General features: G+C 64.4%; 18 protein-coding genes. 10 read left to right on the plus strand and 8 right to left on the minus strand.

Annotated features, from left to right (window positions below; genetic code table 11):
- Nucleotides 1–27 precede the first annotated feature (27 nt).
- A complete protein-coding gene (locus GC148_RS03600; RefSeq protein WP_291068753.1) occupies nucleotides 28–1,200 on the plus strand; it encodes an isovaleryl-CoA dehydrogenase in 1,173 nt (390 codons plus the stop codon).
- The gene (locus GC148_RS03605) at nucleotides 1,197–2,156 is read left to right on the plus strand and encodes an alpha/beta hydrolase (RefSeq protein WP_291068755.1); all 960 of its coding nucleotides are present in this window, start codon (nucleotides 1,197–1,199) and stop codon (nucleotides 2,154–2,156) included. The genes GC148_RS03600 and GC148_RS03605 overlap by 4 nt, the downstream gene beginning before the upstream one ends.
- Here GC148_RS03605 and GC148_RS03610 read toward each other — a convergent pair.
- The 3 genes from GC148_RS03610 to GC148_RS03620 all read right to left on the minus strand — a co-directional run bounded on the left by GC148_RS03610 (nucleotide 2,149) and on the right by GC148_RS03620 (nucleotide 6,552).
- On the minus strand, nucleotides 2,149–2,565 hold the full coding sequence (locus GC148_RS03610) for an SRPBCC family protein (RefSeq protein WP_291068757.1): 417 nt from the start codon (nucleotides 2,563–2,565) through the stop codon (nucleotides 2,149–2,151). The genes GC148_RS03605 and GC148_RS03610 overlap by 8 nt on opposite strands.
- Nucleotides 2,566–2,739: 174 nt before the next feature.
- Nucleotides 2,740–4,698 carry an ATP-binding protein gene (locus GC148_RS03615; protein WP_291068758.1) on the minus strand — a complete coding sequence of 653 codons (1,959 nt, stop codon included), beginning with the start codon at nucleotides 4,696–4,698 and terminating at the stop codon, nucleotides 2,740–2,742.
- Between the two features lie 87 nt (nucleotides 4,699–4,785).
- Nucleotides 4,786–6,552: a patatin-like phospholipase family protein gene (locus tag GC148_RS03620; RefSeq protein ID WP_291068760.1), complete on the minus strand. Its 1,767-nt coding sequence runs from the start codon at nucleotides 6,550–6,552 to the stop codon at nucleotides 4,786–4,788.
- A 146-nt stretch (nucleotides 6,553–6,698) separates the two neighbouring features.
- Here GC148_RS03620 and GC148_RS03625 point away from each other — a divergent pair, with 146 nt between their 5' ends.
- From GC148_RS03625 to GC148_RS03650, 6 genes are all read left to right on the plus strand, one after another.
- On the plus strand, nucleotides 6,699–8,306 hold the full coding sequence (locus tag GC148_RS03625) for a carboxyl transferase domain-containing protein (RefSeq protein ID WP_291068762.1): 1,608 nt from the start codon (nucleotides 6,699–6,701) through the stop codon (nucleotides 8,304–8,306).
- 64 nt (nucleotides 8,307–8,370) lie between these two features.
- The gene (locus GC148_RS03630) at nucleotides 8,371–8,970 is read left to right on the plus strand and encodes an NAD(P)H-dependent oxidoreductase (protein WP_291068764.1); all 600 of its coding nucleotides are present in this window, start codon (nucleotides 8,371–8,373) and stop codon (nucleotides 8,968–8,970) included.
- A 159-nt stretch (nucleotides 8,971–9,129) separates the two neighbouring features.
- Nucleotides 9,130–9,420, plus strand: a complete 291-nt coding sequence (locus GC148_RS03635; RefSeq protein WP_291068766.1) for a hypothetical protein — start codon at nucleotides 9,130–9,132, stop codon at nucleotides 9,418–9,420.
- Nucleotides 9,421–9,617: 197 nt separating this feature from the next.
- Nucleotides 9,618–9,785 (plus strand): hypothetical protein, encoded by a 168-nt coding sequence (locus GC148_RS03640; RefSeq protein ID WP_291068768.1) that lies wholly within the window; start codon nucleotides 9,618–9,620, stop codon nucleotides 9,783–9,785.
- Nucleotides 9,778–9,963: a DUF465 domain-containing protein gene (locus tag GC148_RS03645; protein WP_291068770.1), complete on the plus strand. Its 186-nt coding sequence runs from the start codon at nucleotides 9,778–9,780 to the stop codon at nucleotides 9,961–9,963. Before GC148_RS03640 ends, GC148_RS03645 begins: the two co-directional genes overlap by 8 nt.
- A 577-nt stretch (nucleotides 9,964–10,540) precedes the next feature.
- On the plus strand, nucleotides 10,541–11,341 hold the full coding sequence (locus tag GC148_RS03650) for an enoyl-CoA hydratase-related protein (RefSeq protein ID WP_291068772.1): 801 nt from the start codon (nucleotides 10,541–10,543) through the stop codon (nucleotides 11,339–11,341).
- Between the two features lie 9 nt (nucleotides 11,342–11,350).
- Here the strand turns inward: GC148_RS03650 and GC148_RS03655 are convergent, their stop codons facing one another.
- Nucleotides 11,351–11,683: a hypothetical protein gene (locus tag GC148_RS03655; RefSeq protein ID WP_291068774.1), complete on the minus strand. Its 333-nt coding sequence runs from the start codon at nucleotides 11,681–11,683 to the stop codon at nucleotides 11,351–11,353.
- A 131-nt stretch (nucleotides 11,684–11,814) separates the two neighbouring features.
- Here GC148_RS03655 and GC148_RS03660 point away from each other — a divergent pair, with 131 nt between their 5' ends.
- Both GC148_RS03660 and GC148_RS03665 read left to right on the plus strand, forming a co-directional pair.
- Nucleotides 11,815–12,714: a DUF817 domain-containing protein gene (locus tag GC148_RS03660; RefSeq protein ID WP_291068776.1), complete on the plus strand. Its 900-nt coding sequence runs from the start codon at nucleotides 11,815–11,817 to the stop codon at nucleotides 12,712–12,714.
- The gene (locus tag GC148_RS03665) at nucleotides 12,677–14,578 is read left to right on the plus strand and encodes a biotin carboxylase N-terminal domain-containing protein (protein ID WP_291068778.1); all 1,902 of its coding nucleotides are present in this window, start codon (nucleotides 12,677–12,679) and stop codon (nucleotides 14,576–14,578) included. Before GC148_RS03660 ends, GC148_RS03665 begins: the two co-directional genes overlap by 38 nt.
- 119 nt (nucleotides 14,579–14,697) lie before the next feature.
- On the opposite strand, the gene GC148_RS03670 is transcribed toward GC148_RS03665, so the two are convergent.
- From GC148_RS03670 to GC148_RS03685, 4 genes are all read right to left on the minus strand, one after another.
- Complete coding sequence (locus GC148_RS03670) at nucleotides 14,698–15,534, minus strand: MaoC family dehydratase N-terminal domain-containing protein (protein WP_291068780.1); 837 nt, start codon at nucleotides 15,532–15,534, stop codon at nucleotides 14,698–14,700.
- Between the two features lie 60 nt (nucleotides 15,535–15,594).
- On the minus strand, nucleotides 15,595–17,394 hold the full coding sequence (locus GC148_RS03675) for an NAD(P)/FAD-dependent oxidoreductase (protein WP_291068782.1): 1,800 nt from the start codon (nucleotides 17,392–17,394) through the stop codon (nucleotides 15,595–15,597).
- A gap of 107 nt (nucleotides 17,395–17,501) precedes the next feature.
- Complete coding sequence (locus GC148_RS03680) at nucleotides 17,502–18,341, minus strand: hypothetical protein (protein ID WP_291068783.1); 840 nt, start codon at nucleotides 18,339–18,341, stop codon at nucleotides 17,502–17,504.
- A complete protein-coding gene (locus GC148_RS03685; protein ID WP_291068784.1) occupies nucleotides 18,331–20,046 on the minus strand; it encodes a molecular chaperone HscC in 1,716 nt (571 codons plus the stop codon). The genes GC148_RS03680 and GC148_RS03685 overlap by 11 nt, the downstream gene beginning before the upstream one ends.
- Nucleotides 20,047–20,165: the final 119 nt, after the last annotated feature.

Raw genomic sequence — 20,165 nt, forward strand, 5'->3', positions numbered from 1 at the left:
GCAGGGCGTGCTTGCTAGTAAACGCCCATGATCCCGAACACCTATCCCACCCTGAACTTCGATCTCGGCGAAACCGCGGACATGATCCGCGAAACCGTGAAAAACTTTGCCCAGAACGAGATCGCGCCGCGCGCTGCGGAGATCGACCGGACGGACAAATTCCCGCGCGACCTTCTGCCCAAGATGGGCGAGCTAGGCCTCCTTGGCATCACGGTCGAAGAGGAATGGGGCGGCACCGGTCTAGGCTATCTCGAACACGTCGTTGCAATGGAGGAAATCTCCCGTGCCTCGGCCTCCGTCGGCCTCTCCTACGGCGCCCACTCGAACCTCTGCGTCAACCAGCTGCGCCGCTGGGGCAGCGACGCCCAGAAGGCGCGCTACCTGCCAAAGCTGATCTCCGGCGAACACCTCGGTTCCCTCGCGATGAGCGAGAGCGGCGCCGGCTCCGATGTCGTCTCGATGAAACTGCGCGCCGACAAGAAGGGCGACCGCTACGTCCTCAACGGCACCAAGATGTGGATCACCAATGCTCCGGATGCGGACACTCTGGTCGTGTACGCTAAGACTGATCCGGACGGCGGCTCGAAGGGTATCACGGCCTTCCTGATCGAGCGCGGCTTCAAGGGCTTCTCCGTCGCGCAGAAACTCGACAAGCTCGGCATGCGTGGCTCGGAAACGGGCGAACTCGTGTTCGAGGATTGCGAAGTCCCCGCCGAGAACGTCATGGGCCCGGTGGGTGCCGGCGCACGCATCCTGATGAGCGGTCTCGACTATGAGCGCGCCGTACTGTCCGCTGGCCCTACCGGCATCATGCAGGCCTGTCTCGATGTCGTGATCCCTTACATCCACGACCGCAAGCAATTCGGCCAATCCATTGGTGAGTTCCAGCTCGTGCAAGGCAAGCTCGCCGACATGTATGTGCAGATGAACGCGGCCAAGGCTTACGTCTACGCCGTCGCCAAGGCGTGCGACCGAGGCGAGACCGCCCGCAAGGATGCGGCCGGCGCCATTCTGTATGCGGCAGAAACCGCCACGAAGCTTGCGCTTGACGCCATCCAGCTCCTCGGTGGCAACGGCTACATCAACGAATACCCGACCGGCCGCCTGCTGCGCGACGCCAAGCTCTACGAAATCGGCGCTGGCACCAGCGAAATCCGCCGCTGGCTCATCGGCCGGGAACTCTTTAGCGAAACGGCATGACCTTTCGCCCGGCGATCACCGTCTTCGGGCTCATCTTGACGGTCTTGGCCGTCGCTGCCGTTACCATGACAATTCTGGCGCGTTTGGAAGCTGGCCAACGACGCGCGACGCTCGCAGCCCGAAGCCTCGTGACGGACACGCCATTCGGCCAGATCGAATACAAGATCTGGGGATCTGGACCCGCAGTGCTGGTGCTGCACGGCGCAGGTGGTGGATTCGATCAGGGCGAGTTGTTGGTCGAAGCCTTGGCGGGCGGCGAGCATACGTGGATTTCAGTTTCCCGCTTCGGGTATTTGCGCAGCAAGGTTCCCGAAGACGCTTCCACGCCCGCGCAAGCTGATGCGCTGGTCAGCTTGCTGGATCAGATTGGCATAGAGCATTTCAGCGTGTTGGCCATGTCCGGCGGAGTGCCGCCGGCCCTACAACTGGCGATCCGAAGTCCGGATCGGGTTGAAGCTATGGTGCTCCTTTCGTCTGCGCCGTTTACGCCGTTTGCGCCGCAGGTTGACGGACGCCCGGTTCCCGCAAGCGTGTACAACGCCGTGGCTGGCAATGATGTTGGCTATTGGCTGATGTCGCGAATTGCCCGTCGTCAGTTGGAGTCCGCCTTCGACGCGCGTCCGGAACTGCGCGGCGCAGCGGCGGACGACCTGTTCGTCCGTCGCCTGATAGAAACATTTTCACCCGCGTCGGACCGCTTGAGGGGGCTTTTGAATGAAGCCGCCGCCGTTGATCCGGATACCGTCTACGATCTGGAGTCGATCATCTCACCCGTGCTTCTGGTGCATGCCGAAGATGATCGAATCAATCCTGTGGAGATCGCTGAGACCATCTCGAAACAGATTCCATCGGTCCGCTTCCTGCGCCTGCCGTCGGGCGGTCATCTGCTGCTGGGTCACCATGCGTTGCTGCAAGCGCAGGTTACAAGCTTTCTGTCGTCCGCTGAGCCTACTTGAACCGCTCCGGCTGGCTCGCAATCAGCGCTTCCAGCTTCGGCATGCCTTCTTTCAGCCCCTTCGTCAGTTGCGCCGTGACAAGCCCGCCGAGAAACAGCGGCGCGCTTGCCTTGCCGCTCCAGTGTAGTTCGCACCCGCCCTCGACCGGCACGACGCGGTAATCTTCGACGGCAGCCGAGACGGGCAGGGTGGAACGCTCGAACCGGAACGCCATCCGCTTGCCCTCGTCCCAGGCGAAGAATGTTTCCTCAACCTTGTGGTCCCCGACTTCCACCGTCCGCGTCGTACCCGGACCAAACGGTTTCGGGCTCGTCCAGGTCACCCCTGTGATCGCCAGCCACTCAGTCCACGCCGGCCCGTCCAGCAGGGCGTTCCACACCATCTCCGGCGGGAAGGGAAACTTGTGCACCGCGCTCGATGGCTTGGCTGTGGCGAGATAGTCCTCGCCGACCTGCTTGTGCGGTTTCAGTGTTCTGGCGATGGGCGGCGATCCTCCTGAGCTGACCGACGGAGCGTGCCATCATCCGCGGGGCGCGTCACGGGCAAACTGCGCTGCGCGGCAGGATCACGCGGCGTCAGGCGCTCAGGCGGTGAAGCGCCATTCGTCTTCGGCTTCCGCAACGCTGAGGATCTTGTTGATCGCGGTGATCAAGGCGCGTTCCTCGATCGGCTTGGACACGTATCCGTCGAAACCCTTGGCGAGGAATTTCTCCCGGTCGCCATGCATCGAATCCGCCGTCAGCGCGATCACCGGCGTCGTGCGGTTCACGCTGCCGGAATTACGCAGGCGCTTGAAGGCTTCAGCGCCATCCAGGCCCGGCATGTGGATATCCATCAGCACGATGTCCACCTTGCCGCGGCTCAGCACGTCCAGCGCCTGGTTGCCGTCGGCTGCTTCGCTGATGATCAGCCCGTGGATCTCCAGGAAGGAGCGCGCGACCCGGCGGTTGATTGCGTTATCGTCCACAACCAACGCGCGGCAGCCCGTCAAGCCCGTCCGGGGCTTGCGGACCGGCATTTCGCTGACCGTCGAGTCCACAACCGAAACTGCCATCGGCGTGTGCATATCCGCCTTAAACGTCAGTATAAAGACCGATCCCTTGCCAACTTCGCTGACCGCCGTTACATCGCCGCCCATCATCCGCGCCAGCTTGCGCGTGATCGCGAGGCCAAGCCCCGTGCCGCCGAAGCGGCGCGTTGTGGAGCCGTCTTCCTGCGCGAAGGATTCGAAAACGCGGTCGATCTTGTCGGCGGCAATGCCGCATCCCGTATCAGAAACGTGGATCTTCACGATGTGATCGCCCGCCGGTTGCGGCTCGCTGGTCACCACGATCATCACCTGGCCCTGCGCCGTGAACTTGATCGCATTGGAGACGAGGTTGCCGACGCACTGGCGCACGCGCACCGGATCGAACACCAATCTCGAGGGCACGCTCGGGTGCACGAACAGCTGCACGTCCACGCCCTTTTCGCGTGCCGAAGCTTCCAGCAGCTTGAACAGCCCGCTCAGCTTGTGGCGCAGGTCGCCCGCGACGGGCGCCGCTTCCATCCGGCCGGCTTCGATCTTGGACAGGTCGAGAATGTCATTCAGCAGCACCATCAGTGTGTTGCCGGAATCGAGGATCACCGAAACCTGTTCGGCCTGGCTCGGCGTCAGGTTGCTGTGCGCCAGAACCTGCGCCATCCCCAGCACGCCGTTCAGCGGTGTACGGATCTCATGGCTCATGTTGGCGAGGAATTCGGACTTGAGCCGGGTCGCCTGCTCGGCGCGGTTCAGCGCATCGCGCAGCTCATGCGCCTTGCGGCGTTCTTCGCGGATATCGCGCACATACGTGATGAACACTCGTTCGCCGGTATCGCCCCAGGGCGCGCTCGACAACGACAACTGGACCTGGTTGGTACCGCCCGATTTCGTCGGCGTTTCGGCATCGCTCACATGGCGCAGCACTTCGCCGCGGGCCATCTGTTTGGCCAGTTCGGGATCCGGACGATAGGATTCCTGCCCCGTCAGTATGCCCACATTCTTGCCGATCAACTCCTCGCGCGACCATTCGGACATTTCGCAGAGCGCATCGTTCACGTAGACGATATTGCCGGCCATATTGGTCAGCACGATTCCGTTTACGGCATGGTCACAGGCCGCGCGCGCCAGTTCGTACAGCCGGTTGGCCTCGTCGCGCTCCTCGGCAATATCGGTCACTTCGTGGGAGCAGGACAGGGCGCCGCGCTCGGTCGGGATGATCATGGTTTTCATGACCTTGCCGAGCATCTTCGCCGCACGGCCCTGCTGCGTGATGAACGAGGTCGGCTCGCCGGTCTCGATCACCGTCATCACCTGGCGCACCATTTCGGACTCGCGATAGGCCGGATCGAACTCGAAGATCCGCATGCCGACGACGCTGCCCCCGTTCGGCAGGATCGATTCGTTCATCAGCTTGTTGGCCGCAATCCATTCCAGATCGACGATCTGACCCGCGGCGTCCCGGACGGGCGCCGTCTCGCAAATGACGACTGGAAGCACGTCAAGCAGGTCAGCGCTCATGTGTGGTCCTCGGTCGGGAATCAGCCCAATTCCCGAATCTTGGCCCAACATGCTTAATGCTCTGTTGACATTACATTAGGTTGCGGCTCACGCCGGACAGCACAGGCGGGGGATTTCGCTCGCCTGCAGGGCTGCCTTGGCCGCTACATAGCCCGCCTCGACGGCGTTGTCATAGGCGGTCCAATCCCTCAGTTCGATGCCCGGAAGATCCGGCAGGATCATCACATCGGTCAGGTCGCGGCCCAGTTTCGGGTCATTTCGCACGGTCGCCGCCCGCATCAGCAGGCCGGCAATCGGCGGGGGCGAGGAGAATCCATTGCGCACCACCCACTGCCAGAAGTTCAGCGGCCGGACGAACTCCTCCCGGTTCAGGCCCTCCGGCTGGCCGGACACGTCCGACCCGATCACGAAACCCTGGTGCAGATCGCGCATCGTCTCGGCCGGGAAATTGTTCAGTACAGCCCCGTCGACAAGGATGTCATCCCCCTCGACGACGGGCGGCAGGATGCCGGGCAGGGAGATCGTTGCGCGCAGGGCTGACCGGAGCAGGCCGTGGCGGTGGATATGCACAGCGCCGGTCGTCAGGTTGGTCGACAGCGCGAAGAAGGGAATTTTCAGCTCGCCGATCTCCGCGTCGCCGAAATGCTCCTCCAGCCTTGTGTTCACCCGCTTGCCCTTCACCATGCCCACCACAGGCAGGTTGTAATCGCCCAGCGGATTGGTCTCGACGAACGCCTTTCGGATCCGCTGTTCGATCTCGGCATCGTCCCAGCCCATCGCGGCGCAGGCCGCCACTACGGCGCCCATCGAGGCCCCGCCCGCAAAGTCGATCGGGATGCCCATCTCGCGGATCGCCCGGATCACGCCGATATGGCTGTAGGCGCGCGCGCCGCCGCCGGATAGCACGATGCCGACCGAACGGCCCGCCATCACCCGCGCCAGGCGCGCAGCATCTTTCTGCGCATCGCCGAACCAGTGGAACAGCCGGTTTGCGCCGGCCGCCAGCAGCCATTCCTGCGGCCGCGCCGCCCGTCGCTCCGCCCCCGGATGGATCAGGATCACGTCGACCAGTTTCAGCCGTTGCGCCGGTGAGGTCTCTTCCGGCATCAGCGGCACGGACGGGCGCGCATCGCCTCGGCCGAGCACCCAGATCCGGTCCGCCTGCCGCGTCGACAGACGGAACCAGGGCGTATCGCCAATCGCCGTTATCAGGATCACCGTGTCATTGTTGCGTTCTAGTTCGTCGAAGAAGGCCGCCGGCTTTTCGTCGCCCTGCGCCTCGTCGACAATCGCCACCTTCTGGCCAAAGCGCATCAACTCCTCGCGCAGCGCCCGCGCCCGAACGCGCAGGTCGATGGTGGGAGAGGTGGCAATGAGCGTGTAAACCTTCGGCAGCGTGGTCACGCTGCGCTGTCCGGTCCGGCCCAGACGGCGCAGGATGATCCGGATCATCCCCTCCAGCAATTCGGGCTCGGACCGCGCCAGCTTGTTCCAGCCTGCCCGGGACAGCGCCAGCACTTCGGAATCGCGCAAGGCATAGACCGAGCCGGTATGCGGCTTGTCGTCGGTAACCCCGTCTCCGTTGGCATCCACCCCGCCGAGGAACAGGGCCATCTCGCCCACCGGTTCGCCCGGCCGGATATGGCCCACAAAGTCATTGCCCGCCCCGAACGCGCCCAGCGAGCCGGAGACCACGAAATAGATCGAATCGGCGGGTTCACCCGCCAAAAACAGGGGCTGTCCGGCTGGCAGCGAGAACCAGCGGGCCTCCTTGCCGGCGGATTTCATCGCGCGTTGCGACACGTCCTTGAGCAGGGGGATGTTCCTGAGATCGGTGGTGAAATCGGTCCGCATTCCGCGATCCATGCGTGTTTCCAGAAGGGATTTGAAGATAGGCACGCAACTCCCGTAACACAAAAGAGTTTACCAACGGGTGACAGTGTCGTGAGGCGCCGCTAATCCTGCCGCACCGGCCCCGAGACCGGCCAGAGGGAGTTCCCATGCCTGTCCTGAAATCCGCGCTGGACGTTGCCGGCGCCAAGTTTGCCGCCAATCGCCGCGCCATGGAGGCGCTGCTGACGGACCTCGGCGCCAAGACGGCCGTTGCTGCGCTCGGCGGCCCGGAATCGGCCCGCCTGCGCCATACCGAACGCGGCAAGCTGCTGCCCCGCCAACGCGTGGAACGCCTGATCGATCCCGGCAGCGCCTTCCTCGAAATCGGCGCGCTGGCCGCCAATGGTATGTACGACGACGAGGCGCCCGGCGCCGGCCTGATCACCGGCATCGGCCGCGTCGAAGGGCGCGAATGCGTGATCGTCTGCAATGACGCCACCGTGAAGGGCGGCGCCTATTTCCCGGTCACCGTTAAGAAACATCTGCGCGCGCAGGAGATCGCCATGGAGAACCAACTCCCGTGCATCTACCTGGTGGACAGCGGCGGTGCGAACCTGCCGCACCAGTCCGAAGTCTTCCCGGACCGCGAGCATTTCGGACGCATCTTCTACAATCAGGCCCAGATGAGCGCGAAGGGCATCCCCCAGATCGCCGCCGTCATGGGCAGCTGCACGGCCGGCGGCGCCTATGTGCCGGCCATGTCGGATGAAACCATCATCGTGCGCCGGCAAGGTACCATCTTCCTCGGCGGCCCGCCGCTGGTGAAGGCGGCCACGGGCGAAGTCATTTCCGCCGAAGATCTGGGCGGCGCCGACGTGCATGCGCGCCGCTCCGGCGTCGCCGACCACTACGCGGCCCACGACTCCCACGCCCTCGCCATCGTGCGCTCCATAATCCGTACCTTGAACAAGCCGAAGCCGGTCCCGTTCGAGCTGACCGAGCCGATGGAGCCGCTTTACGATCCCGCCGAACTGCACGGCCTTGTCCCGCAGGACGTGCGCGAGCCCTACGATGCCCGTGAAGTCATCGCCCGCCTCGTGGACGGTTCAGACTTCCACGAGTTCAAGCAGCTGTATGGCGAAACCCTCGTCTGCGGCTTTGCGCGGCTTTACGGCATGCCGGTCGCCATCCTGGCCAACAACGGCATCCTCTTCTCCGAGAGCGCCCAGAAGGCGGCGCACTTCATCGAACTCGCCGACCTGCGCCGTATCCCGCTCGTCTTCCTGCAGAACATCACCGGCTTCATGGTCGGCTCCAAATATGAGGCCGGCGGCATCGCCAAGGACGGCGCCAAGATGGTCACCGCCGTCGCCACCGCCTCCGTTCCGAAGTTCACGGTCGTCACCGGCGGCAGCTACGGGGCCGGCAATTACGGCATGTGCGGGCGCGCCTATTCCCCGCGCTTCCTGTTCATGTGGCCGAACGCGCGCATCTCCGTCATGGGCGGCGAGCAGGCGGCCTCGGTCCTGGCCACGGTCAAGCGCGAAGGCATCGAGCGCAAGGGCGGTCAGTGGAGCGCAGAAGAAGAACAGGAATTCAAACAGCCTATCCGCGACCTCTACGAAGCCGAGGGCAACCCGTACTACTCCACCGCGCGCCTCTGGGATGACGGTATCATTGACCCCGCCGACACGCGCCGCGTCCTCGGCCTCGCCCTCTCCGCCAGCCTCAACGCCCCCTTCGGCGAGCGCGGCTTCGGTCTGTTCCGGATGTAAGTAATTCGCCGGATGCTCTTCGCGGGTCTGTGGCTCTAGCCTGTTCCCGTCAGGAGCCCGTGCCATGACCCGCCATGTCTGCATTCTCGACGGTCATCCCGATGTTGACCCCTACCGGCTGATCCATTCGCTGGCGAACGCCTATGCCGAAGGCGCCATAAAGGCCGGCCACACGGTCTCGCGTATCAAGATCAGTGACCTCGACTTCCCGCTGCTCACCAGCGCGGCGGACTTCCAGACGCCGCCGCCCGAGCCTGTGCTGACCGAGCGCAAAAAGATCGCCGACGCCGACCATGTCGTCATCTTCTTTCCGCTCTGGCTCGGCGGCATGCCGGCCAAGCTGCGCGGTTTCCTCGAACAGGCCGCGCGGGCGTCTTTCTTTCTGGGCGTCGCCAGGGACGGGGCGAACTGGCCTGCCAGGATGATGGAAGGCAAGTCCGCCCACACGGTCATCACCATGGGCATGCCGGGCCTAGTCTACCGCTTTGCCATGGACGAGGGCAGCCTGAAGGCGCTCGAGCGTGCCGTGCTCGGCCTTGCGGGGTTCAAGCCACTGCGCCACACGATCATCGGCGATGCGGGCAATGTGTCGCCGGAGCGCTTTTCGAAACTCTGCACCGAGATGCGCGCCCACGGACGAAACGATCTGGAACCGTCTGCCTAAGGAAGATCCGCGCGCAGCGCGTTCCGCCCCATTCCCGCCACATCCTTGCCGTCATGATGTAAAGTCTGTCGTGAAGGCATTGTCACCCCACATTTCGGCGTTTGCCACTACATTCGTGTTGCCGCGGACAAACCTGCGGCGCAACAAACGGAGCAACACATGAAACGCACATCCATACTTGCGGCCGGCCTTTTCGCCGCCGCACTGGGGGCACATGCGGGCGAAGTGGCTGGACTCCCGTCCTACGATACCGACGCTGACAGCAAGATCAGCAAGGCCGAGTTCGTGATCGCCAAGACCGCTGATGGCAAGGTCAGCGAAGAACAGGCCGAAGAAAAATTCCTCAAGGCCGACACGGACGCCGATGGCTACCTGACCCAGGCAGAATACGACACCGCCCTCGAAGCCTGGAAAGCGGCCAAGGGCGAACCCGCCCCCTCTGGCCAGTAACCCCCTCCCACTCACCCTCCCATCCGGCCTCCGCGCTTTCCCCGCGGAGGCCGCTTTGTATTCCGGGTCCGGGTGCTCGCCGGATTTTGATAGCTACAGGCTATGAATCCGGCAGATTCTTTCAATTTGAACGATGGCCGCGCGCGGCCATTTCTTCAGCAGGGCGAGGGGTTGTCCCAACTGAAGGAGAAACAAAGATGATTTCCGCCGCTGACTTCGATCACGTGTTCGCGCGCCGGGCCCCCGCCCTGGTGCCGGCGCCTGCGCCGAAACGGCCGGCCTTCCCGAACCGCGCAATACCAGCGCCAGGCCCGCGCCTGCCGCTGCCGCGCCCCGCTCGCCAGCCGGAGACGAGCGATGTCTGACTATCCAAGCCCCGAAACCTCACGCCGGCTGGCCTCGCTGCGTACACACCACGCGCGGCTCGAAGCGCAGGTCGATCACGAATACCGCCAACGCGTGCCGGACAACGAACGCCTGAAGCGCCTTAAACGCCGAAAGCTGACTCTGAGGGATGAAATCGTCCGGCTCGGCGGGCAGTGACTGCCACGGCGTTGCGGGTGGCGCCGCCCGCATCGCTTCCCTCCCGCGCAACCTGCCTCTACGCGGAGCACGCCCCAGCGGTGTAGCCAGCGTAGATGAGTGGAATGCGGCCGGTTCGTTTCGACCTGATCCGCCTTGTCCTCGCGGGGGTTTTGTCTTTGATGCTGCGGGCTCTCAGGATTTCGGGTGCGCCGGAGCAGGGGCTTGCCCAGCGGGCCGCGTCACTGAAGTCAACGGCGCGCTGTGGACGCTGAAGATCGAGGTAGTTTTCGATATCATATTGCCCTTGATCCTCATTGGGCTGAATAAGCTGCGCGGTGCTTGAAGGTTGGGTATACTCGCGCTCTTTGCCGCCATCGCCTTCGCGCCCGGCCCCCGACTCAATGCCGTGCGTTTCGGAGACATGTCCTACGGCCTCTTTTCTACGCTCGGCGCGCCGGCATTCTTCGGTCTTGCGACAGAGCTGGTCGCCGCGGCAAATTCTGCGCTTTGGCACTTGATTGAGAAGCCCGCCTTGCGCCCTTAGAGCCAGTACCGCACAGTGGTTGCAAACAGCCTTCCTGAGAGGAAACCCGCCATGCGCGATGCCGATTACGATCTCATCAAACTGGACGTCACCCGCGCCGGCGTGGCCATCGTCACGCTCAACCGGCCGGACGTTCACAACGCCTTCAATGCCGAGCTGATCGCCGAGCTCACCGATGTGTTCGCGATGATCTCGGACCAACCCGGCATCCGCATGATGATCCTGCGCGGGGAGGGCAAGTCCTTTTCGGCCGGCGCCGACCTTGAGTGGATGAGGCTCGCCGCCACCCACACGCGCGACGACAACGAGACCGACGCGCTGCGCCTCGCCGAAATGCTGCTGCGCCTTTACGAGATGCCGCAGATGACGCTCGCGCTCGTCCAGGGCGCGGCCATGGGCGGTGGAGCCGGGCTGATTGCCGCCTGCGATGTCGCCATCGCCATGCGGGGCACGCAGTTTCGCTTCTCCGAAGTCCGCCTCGGTCTGACGCCCGCCACGATCAGCCCCTTCGTCATCGAAGCCATCGGCCCGCGCTGGGCCCGCGCCCTGTTCGTCACCGGCGAGAGCTTCGATGCCGACTACGCGCACAAGATCGGCCTCGTGCAATATGTTGCTCAGTCAGCGGATGAAATGGCGGAACTGGAAGAACACGTCGCCAAGCTTGTCTTCGCCGCCGCGCCCGGCGCCATCGCGGACTCGAAAAAGCTGGTGCGCGATTTCTCCGGCAAGACGATCGACAGGGAAGTCAGCCACCGCACAGCCCGGCGCATCGCCGCGCGCCGCACATCGGATGAAGGCAAGGAAGGCGTCAGCGCGTTCCTCGAAAAGCGCACGCCGAGCTGGAAAAACTAGGGGCCCGTTTTACTCGGGCGGCGGCGGCAGCGGAATGCCCCAGCCGGCCATCGTCCGGTAAACCGCATCAACCGGGTTGATCCCGGTCAAGCCTTCTATCGTGTCCCTGAATATATACACCACCAGCCCGAACATGATGACGTAGACGACGAACTGCATCGCCGATTTCAGCACGAAGGCGCCCGCGCTGAACGCGATCATGCCCACAGCGCCAAGGATCAGCGCGCCCTGCACAGGCGGCATGCTTTCCGCAATCGCGTAGTTGTAGCCGAAATAGGCGCCCAGTCCGCCGCCGACGATTCCGGCGAGGCCTGCCAGTTGAACACCAGAATTGTAAGCCATCGGATCCCCCGTTGCTTGCTGAGGCTTCATGCTTACGCCATCCGGCGGGCCCGACAAAGCCTCAAAATCACGCCGCCCCGTCCACGCGGGGGCCTTGTTTGCGCCGCCAAACCCGGCGATCTCGTCAGGCGATGACATCAGAACTCTCCGCGCCCGCGCGTTTGCGCGCCCGTCTGCACGCTGCGCGCGAATCGCTGCGCGCGCGCTGGGTCAAAGGCCCGTTCAGCCTCGGCCTCTTCGAGTTCGTCAGTTTTGGAATCAAGCAGGCCTGGGCCTGCCTGTTCGGCGGCGCCATGCTGTCCCTGCTGCTGCTGACGCACCTGTTCTATCCGGAAGGCGCCGCCCTTTCGCGCTACGATTTCCTCGTCCTCGCCGCCATCACCCTGCAGGCGGCGATGATCCTCTCCGGCCTCGAAACGTGGGAGGAGGCGCGCGTCATCCTCGTTTTCCACATCGTCGGCACCATCATGGAGCTGTTCAAGACCTCCGCAGGGAGCTGGATCTACCCTGAACACAGCTACCTGCGCATCGGCGCCGTCCCGCTTTTTTCCGGTTTCATGTATGCCGCCGTGGGGTCCTATCTCGCGCGGGTCTGGCGCATCTTCGAATTCCGGTTCGACCGGTTCCCGCCGCTCTGGCTGCAAGGCCTGCTCGCTGCGGCGATCTATGTGAACTTCTTCGCCCACCACTGGCTGGCGGACATCCGCCTCGGCCTCTTCGCCGCCATCGCGGTCATCTACCTGCGCACCGTTGTCTGGTTCCGCCCGGACGAGGTCCACCGCCCGATGCCACTGCTGGTCGGCTTCTTCCTCGTTGCGCTGTTCATCTGGTTTGCCGAAAACCTCGGCACCTTCGCCCGCGCCTGGTCCTATCCGGGCCAGGAACACAGCTGGAAGATGGTGTCTTTATCCAAGCTCGGATCATGGTATCTGCTGATGATCATCAGTTTCGTTCTGGTTGCCACCGTGCACCGGGGCGCGGGAGGCAAAAAAAGTGAAAATCAACAAGCTCCTCGTCGCGAACCGCGGTGAAATCGCCGTCCGCATTTTCCGCACCTGCCGCCGCCTCGGCATCGCCACGGTCGCCGTCTATTCAGACGCTGACCGCGCCGCGATGCACGTGCGCGAAGCGGATGAAACCGTGCATATCGGCGCCGCGCCCGCCGCCGAAAGCTATCTGCGCGTCGAGGCGATTCTCGCCGCCGCGAAGGCGTCGGGCGCCGATGCCATCCATCCCGGCTACGGCTTCCTGTCGGAGAATGCCGCCTTCGCTGAAGCCGTCGTCGCAGCCGGCCTCATCTGGGTCGGTCCGCCAGCAGCGGCCATCCGGTCGATGGGCCCGAAGGATGAAGCCAAACGCATCGCCGAAGAGGCCGGCGTGCCGGTGCTGCCGGGCTATCGCGGCGAAGCGCAGGATATCGGCACACTGACGAAAGCGGCCGAAAAGGTCGGCTACCCGCTGCTCATCAAGGCCGTCGCGGGCGGCGGGGGCAGGGGCATCCGCCAGGTCTCGAACGCCGCCGATCTCGAAGCTGAACTCGTCAGCGCCGTGCGCGAAGCCGAATCGAGCTTTGGCGATGGCCGCGTGATGCTCGAAAAACTCGTGGAGCGCCCGCGCCATATCGAAGTGCAGGTCTTCGGCGACAGCCATGGCAATGCCGTCCACCTGTTCGAGCGTGATTGCTCGCTCCAGCGCCGCCGCCAAAAGGTCATTGAGGAAGCCCCCGCACCCGGCATGCCGGACGCGGTGCGCAAGGCGATGACCGACGCCGCCGTGAAACTCGCCAAAGCGGTCGGCTATCAGGGCGCCGGCACGGTCGAATTCATCGTGGACGGATCAAAGCCGCTCGGCGTCGACACGTTCTGGTTCCTTGAAATGAACACGCGCCTTCAGGTCGAACACCCGGTCACGGAGGCGATCACCGGCACCGACCTTGTCGAGTGGCAGCTGATCGTCGCCTCCGGCGGCAAGATCCCGCTGAAGCAGAAGGACATCAAGCTGAACGGCCATGCCTTCGAGGCGCGCATTTGCGCCGAAGACCCCGCCGAAGGCTTCCGCCCCGGCGCCGGTCTCATCCTCGAATTCGGACTGCTGGAAGAACCGGACGACGAAACCGTGCGCTGGGATGCTGGCTTCGAGTCCGGTGACCGCGTACCCTCCAGCTACGATTCCATGATTGCAAAGCTGATCGTACTCGGAGAAACTCGCGAGGCGGCGCTCCAGCAGCTGACCGATGTGCTGGCCCACACGCAGCTCTGCGGCGTCCCCTCCAATGCCGGCTTCCTGCGCCGCTGCGCCCTGTCGGACGCCTTCGCGGCCGGCACCCACCACGTCAACTGGATCGGCCAGCACCTTGACGCTCTCGCCGCTGTGCCGGAGGCGCACCGCGCTGCCGCCCTTGCCGCCACCATGTCCATGCTGCTGGACGATGAAGGCGCCGTCTCGCCCTGGGGCCTGCACGACGGGTTCCGCCTCAATAGCGTGCCGAACCGGCATGTGCTCCTTGCGGCAGACGGCCATGCGCAGCTCATCGACGCCGATGCTCCGCCCGGCGAGGATACGCCGTTCCCTCTGATCACGGATCTTTCGCCCCGCCGCTTCGCGGTCACCTGCGGCGGCGACACGTTCCTCGTTACCATCCCGGAATTCTCCGCCGATGCCGACGCCGCCCTTGGCGGCAATGTCGTCAAGGCGCCGATGCCCGGCAAGGTCCTCGCCGTTCACGCCAGGCCGGGCGCCACCGTCGCGCGCGGCGACACGCTCGCCGTGCTCGAAGCCATGAAGATGGAGCACGCCCTCACGGCGCCCCGCGACGGCACCATTGAAGCCATCCACGCCACCGCCGGCCAGCAGGTCTCCGAAGGCGAGCTGCTTATCGAAATGGTCGAAGAATAATCCGCCCTGTCCCCTCCCGATTCATGGGGAAGGGACCGGGTGGGGCGAGGCCATGCGCGCCGCTGAAGTCGCGCCCGCACCCCAACCCCTCTCCCTCCGGGACGTGAGGGGGCTTCAGGTCAGGCCCACACCAGCTGCGCCTGCATCGTCGGCCCGCCATCGGCCTTGACGACACTGAGGTCCAGCTTGTCCAGCACCGTCCGTCCACAGACCGTCGCCGTATCGCTGACAAACAGTGGCCGCACGCCCCGGAACGTGAAGGCGGCGACCTGGCGGTCCGGCGCGCGCCGCCGCGCGGCCTCCATCATCCAGATCGCTTGCAGCGGCCCGTGGACCACGAGGTCGGGATACTTCTCCACGCCCTCGGCATAGGCCCGGTCATAATGAATGCGGTGTCCATTGCGCGTCAGGGCCGAGAAACGGAATAGCAGCACCGGATCGATCGCCGCCGGCTCTTCCCAGTGCTGCGGCTCGGCCGGCAGAGGCTCTACCGGCACATACGTCTCGGGCAGGCCCATATAGACGATGTCCTGCTCCTCGCTCATCAGTTCCGCCCCGCCGCGCGTCCAGGCATGGCGCACGGTCACGAACACCATCTCGCCGGACCGACCGGTCTTCGCCGACACTTTCGCGATGGTCGACACCTTGGTCAGTTCGTCGCCGATGCGCACCTTGCCGGAAAACGTGCAGCGGCTGCCCGCCCACATGCGCCTGGGCAGGCTCACCGGGGGCAGGAATCCGCCCCGCTTCGGATGCCCGTCCGTCCCGGTATCGCGGGCCCGCACCACCGGCAGGAAATATAGCCACAGCCAGAGCGGCGGCAGCTCGCTGCGCAGCACGAACTCGTCCGGATCCCGGTCCAGCGCGGCCGCCAGACCCTGCGCCGGTCCCGGCGCAATCGTATCGATCTGAACGTCGGTCCGCCCGATCCAGCTCTGGAAATTGCTCGTGTCCATGTCTGAACCGTTAGAGCAATTGCGCGGCCTTTCAAAGCCGCGCCGTGCCCCTGCGGCGGTCTAGCTCAGCTCCAGTCCCGCGAGACTGCCCTCTTCGCGCCACTGTTTCAGGATGCGGAAATAGGCGTTCGGTCCTTCGCCGTAAGGATTGTTCTGGGTCGACCGGTCGCTCGGCTTGCCTTCGTTGTTGTAATAGCCCGGCGTGCACTCCTCCAGGAATTGCTGGCGCATCATCGCCTTGTCGATGATCGTCTGCACCCAGGCCGCCTCGGCCTCCGCGCTCGGCTCGAACATCGTTGCCTGGCGCGCCTTCGCTTCGGCGAGGATATAGCCGATTTGCTCGGCCTGCTCGTCCAGCGAGTGCGGATAGTTCGCCGTGAAGCCGGCCTGCGCCGGGCCCATCAGGAACATGTTGGGAAATCCGTGCACGGTCAGTCCGTGCAAGGACCGCATCCCGTCCGCCCAGTAATCCTTCATGTGCACACCGGCGCGCCCCACAGGATCATACCCCGCCCGGCGCGTGTAATCCGTGCCGACTTCAAACCCGGTCGCATAGACAAGGCAGTCGATCTTGTAGGCTTTGCCTTTCACGATGATCGAATCCTCGGTGATCCGGTCCACGCCCTGTCCGTTGGTGTCCACCAGCGTCACGTTCGGCCGGTTGAACGCCGGCAGGTATCCGTCATGGAAACATGGTCGCTTGCAGAACTGGCGATACCACGGCTTCAGCAGCGCCGCCGTCGCCGGATCCTTGATCAGCTCATCGACGCGCGCGCGCACCTGTTCCATCTTCTTGAAATCGGCGAGCTCGGCGAGCTCGGCCAGCCGTTCCGGCGTCAGGCCCTGGCTGTCGCCCTTGGAGGCGATGAACAGGATGTTGCGAATAATGTCCGTCCACCCATCATTCACCAGGTCTTCCGGCTCATAGCCGCCCGAGACCAGCGTATTGAAATTCTCCATCCGCCGACGCTGCCAGCCGGGCTGCAGGCTCTTCGCCCAGTCCGGATCGGTCGGCCGGTCATTGCGTACGTCGATGGAAGAGGGCGTGCGCTGGAACACGTAGAGATGCTTCGCGCCGGCCGCCAGATGCGGCACGCATTGCACGGCGGTCGCGCCCGTGCCGATGATGCCGATCACCTTGTCGCCGATCTTGTCCAGCCCGCCTTCCGGCCCGCCGCCCGTATAGTCATAGTCCCAGCGGCTCGTATGGAAGCTGTGGCCCTTGAACGTTTCCACGCCGGGAATGCCGGGCAGCTTCGGCCGGTTCAGCGGCCCGTTCGACATCACGACATATTGCGCGGTGAACTTGTCGCCGCGGTCGGTCTCGATCGTCCAGGCTTTCTTCTTCTCGTTCCACTTCAGACCGGTCACGCCGGTGCCCAGCAGGGCCTTGTCATAGAGGTTGAAGTGTTTCGCAATCCGCGCCGAGTGCTCCAGGATTTCCGGCGCCTTGGTATACTTCTCCTTCGGCATGTAGCCGGTCTCTTCCAGCAGCGGCAGGTAGATATAGCTCTCGATATCACACGCCGCGCCGGGATAGCGGTTCCAGTACCAGGTGCCGCCGAAATCGCCGCCGGTCTCGATCATGCGGATATCGTCAAAGCCCGCCTTGCGCAGGCGCGCGGCCGCCAGCATCCCGCCAAAGCCGCCACCGATCACCGCTACCTCGACATGATCCTTCACCGGCGCGCGCTCGACACGCTCCGTGTACGGGTCTTCCAGGTAATGCGCGAACTGGCCGGCCACATTCACGTATTGCTCATTGCCGTCCTTGCGCAGGCGCTTGTCGCGTTCCGCGCGGTAGCGAGCCTTCAGCTCTGCCGGGTCAAACCCAAGGTCAAGTGCGCCGGTATCGGCCATGGTCGGTTCCTCCAAGATATTGCGAGGCCCGCGTCTGCGCGCCGGTCTCCCGCTTCCGCCTGCAAATCTAACCGCAAATATTGCGCCGCAACAGTCATGCCGCGGCGTCATCCGCCAATGTTGCGGGTGAAGAACTGGAAGAGCGCATAGCCGAGGATTCCGCCCGCCGCACCCAGCCAGAGCAGGCTGCCCTGCTCTTCCTTGCCGGCGCCCGAAAGCTCCTGCAGCACCGCCTGTTTGCGGGCCTCCTGAGGCGCCGCATACCAGGCGATATCGGTGCGCACTTTCGCCAGCCAGTCGTTCAGCCGGCGCACATAGGGGTGTGTGGTCGGCTGCGTCGTCCAGCCATAAAAATTGTCCAGCGTGTCGAACACCTCCAGCGACAGCCACATCGGCCGGCGGATCTGCTGCGGCTCCAGATTGTATCCCGTCCGATCGCACAGCAGCTGGCGCACCCGCCATTGCAGCGCCTGGAATTCGTCGATCCCCGCCACCTCATTGTCTTCCAGCCGGGCACGCAGCGCCTTCAGCTCCGGCTCAAGTCCCGTCGCCGTCAACAGGTCCACCAACCGGTCCATTGCCCGGTCGATCCGCGCCTCGAAGGCCTGTTCATCCGTGTCCTGCGATTCCGGCTCATAGGCGGGCTCGGGCTCCGGGGCCTGCGCAAGCGTTAGCGTGCCGCGATCCGGCTCAGCGCGCGACGTCTCCGGCGCCCCGTTTTCGTCCTCGTCTTCCTCGTAATCCTCATACGGATCGTCTTCCGGATACTCATCGCGCCAGCGCACGCTTTCACGGGCGTGCTCGAACGCCGCCCGCAGTGCCATGAACCCCGCCCGGTCATCCTCCGGCCGGGTCACCTTCAACCGCTCGGCATAGGCCCGGCGCACGTCCGCCTCGGTCGCGGTCGTCCGGTCAAGGCCAAGCAGCTCGAAAGGATCAGAAGACATCGTCGCGTTCGAAGTTACCGATGATCTGCTCGATCTGCCGCCGCGCCTCGTTGATCTCGCGCGGATCCTGCCGCGCCATCACGGCTTCGAACTCGGCGATCAACCGGCCGACAGACTGGCGCTTGTCACCCAGCGTGTTTTCATAGGCGGCGCGCAGCCGGGCGATCAGGGCCGCATTCTCCTGCTGGTCGCGCGGGTGGATCTTGATCGCGGCCAGGCCCTTCAGCCGCTTCTCGATTTCGTCGCGGGGCAGGCTGCCCGGGTTGCCTTCGATCACCAGACGCTCGGTCTTCTTGGTGGCCAGCGGCGTTGCCTCCACCTCCAGCACGCCGGACGTGTCATACGTGTAGCGCACCTCCACCGATTTGTCCTCTTTCGGCGAAGTCTTCAGCGGCACGCGCAGGGTGCCGATCTGGATATTGTCCTTCACGAACGGGCTTTCGCCCTGGAAAATCTTGAACAGGATCTCGGTCTGGTTTGGGTGCAGCGGCGAGACGATGTCGGACTTCGACACCGGCACCACCGTGTTGCGCTCGATCATCGGCGAGAAATGTCCGTGTTCGTACTTTCCCTCGCCCACGGGGATCGATGTCTCGAAGCCCAGCGTGAAGGGGCACACATCCGTCATCACTACATCGTCCAACGCCTTGTGCCGCGCGGCGAGGCCGGCCTGCACGGCGGCGCCGAGCGCCACCACATGGTCGGGGTCGATGGAGTGTTCCGGAAACCGTTTGAACAAACGCGTCACCAGTTGGCGCACCGCATGCATCCGCGTTGCGCCGCCCACCGTGATGATCCGGTGCAGGTCATCGGCCCGCAGGCTCGCATCGGAGATCGCCCGCTGGATCGGCAGGCGCAGGCGCTTCAGGATCGGGTCGGTAATCTCGTCGAACTTCTCGCGCGTGATCGACACCGGCTGCGCCTTGCCCTTCAGCGCGAACTCCGCCTTGGCCTCCGGCGCCTCGGTCAGCTGGATCTTCATCCGGTCGGCCAACGCGCGCAAGCGCGCCCCGTCCTCGCGGCTCACATCCTCCGGCTTGATCCCCATCTGCCGGCCGAGTTCCAGCGCCAGCGTATCGGTGAAATCCTCCCCGCCGAGGAAGGCATCGCCCGCCGAAGCGCGCACTTCCATCACGCCGGAGAACATCTCAAGGATCGACACGTCGAACGTGCCCCCGCCAAGGTCCACGACAAGGAAGGTCGATTCGCCTTGCCGGTCCTGCAGGCCGTAAGCCAGGGCCGCAGCGGTCGGCTCGTTGATCAGCCGGTTCACCTTCAGGCCGGCGAACTCGGCTGCCGTGATCGTGGCCCTTCTCTGGATGTCGTTGAAATAGGCCGGCACCGAAATTACCGCCTCGTCCACCGTCTGGCCCAGATAGACCTCCGCATCGGCCCGCAGGGCGCGCAGCACGAAGGACGACAATTCCTCCGCCCGGAACGCCTTCTTGGCCAGCGTCATTTCATGGTTGGTGCCCATATAGCGCTTGAAGCGCGCCGCTGTCTGCGCGGGGTGCGTCAACAGCCTGTCCTTCGCGGCCCGCCCCACCAGCAGCGCACCGTCATCGCCATACCCCACGGCCGAGGGCGTCAGCAGGTCGCCCAGGCTGTTGGGGATCAGTTTCGGCCCTTCATCGGTGAACACGGCAACGAGTGAGTTGGTCGTGCCCAGGTCGATGCCGATCAGGGTCTTGGAGGGCTCTGTCATGGAAGCGGCGGAACTTTCTGCGACGTTGTATGGCGTCCAGCCTTAGCTTCTCTGTGGGAGAGGTCAAACGGCGCAATCCACCAGCTGCCATGCCACTGTTACAAACCCCGCCTACACTG

It is taken from the genome of Hyphomonas sp., from assembly GCF_016125515.1.
GTDB lineage: Bacteria > Pseudomonadota > Alphaproteobacteria > Caulobacterales > Hyphomonadaceae > Hyphomonas.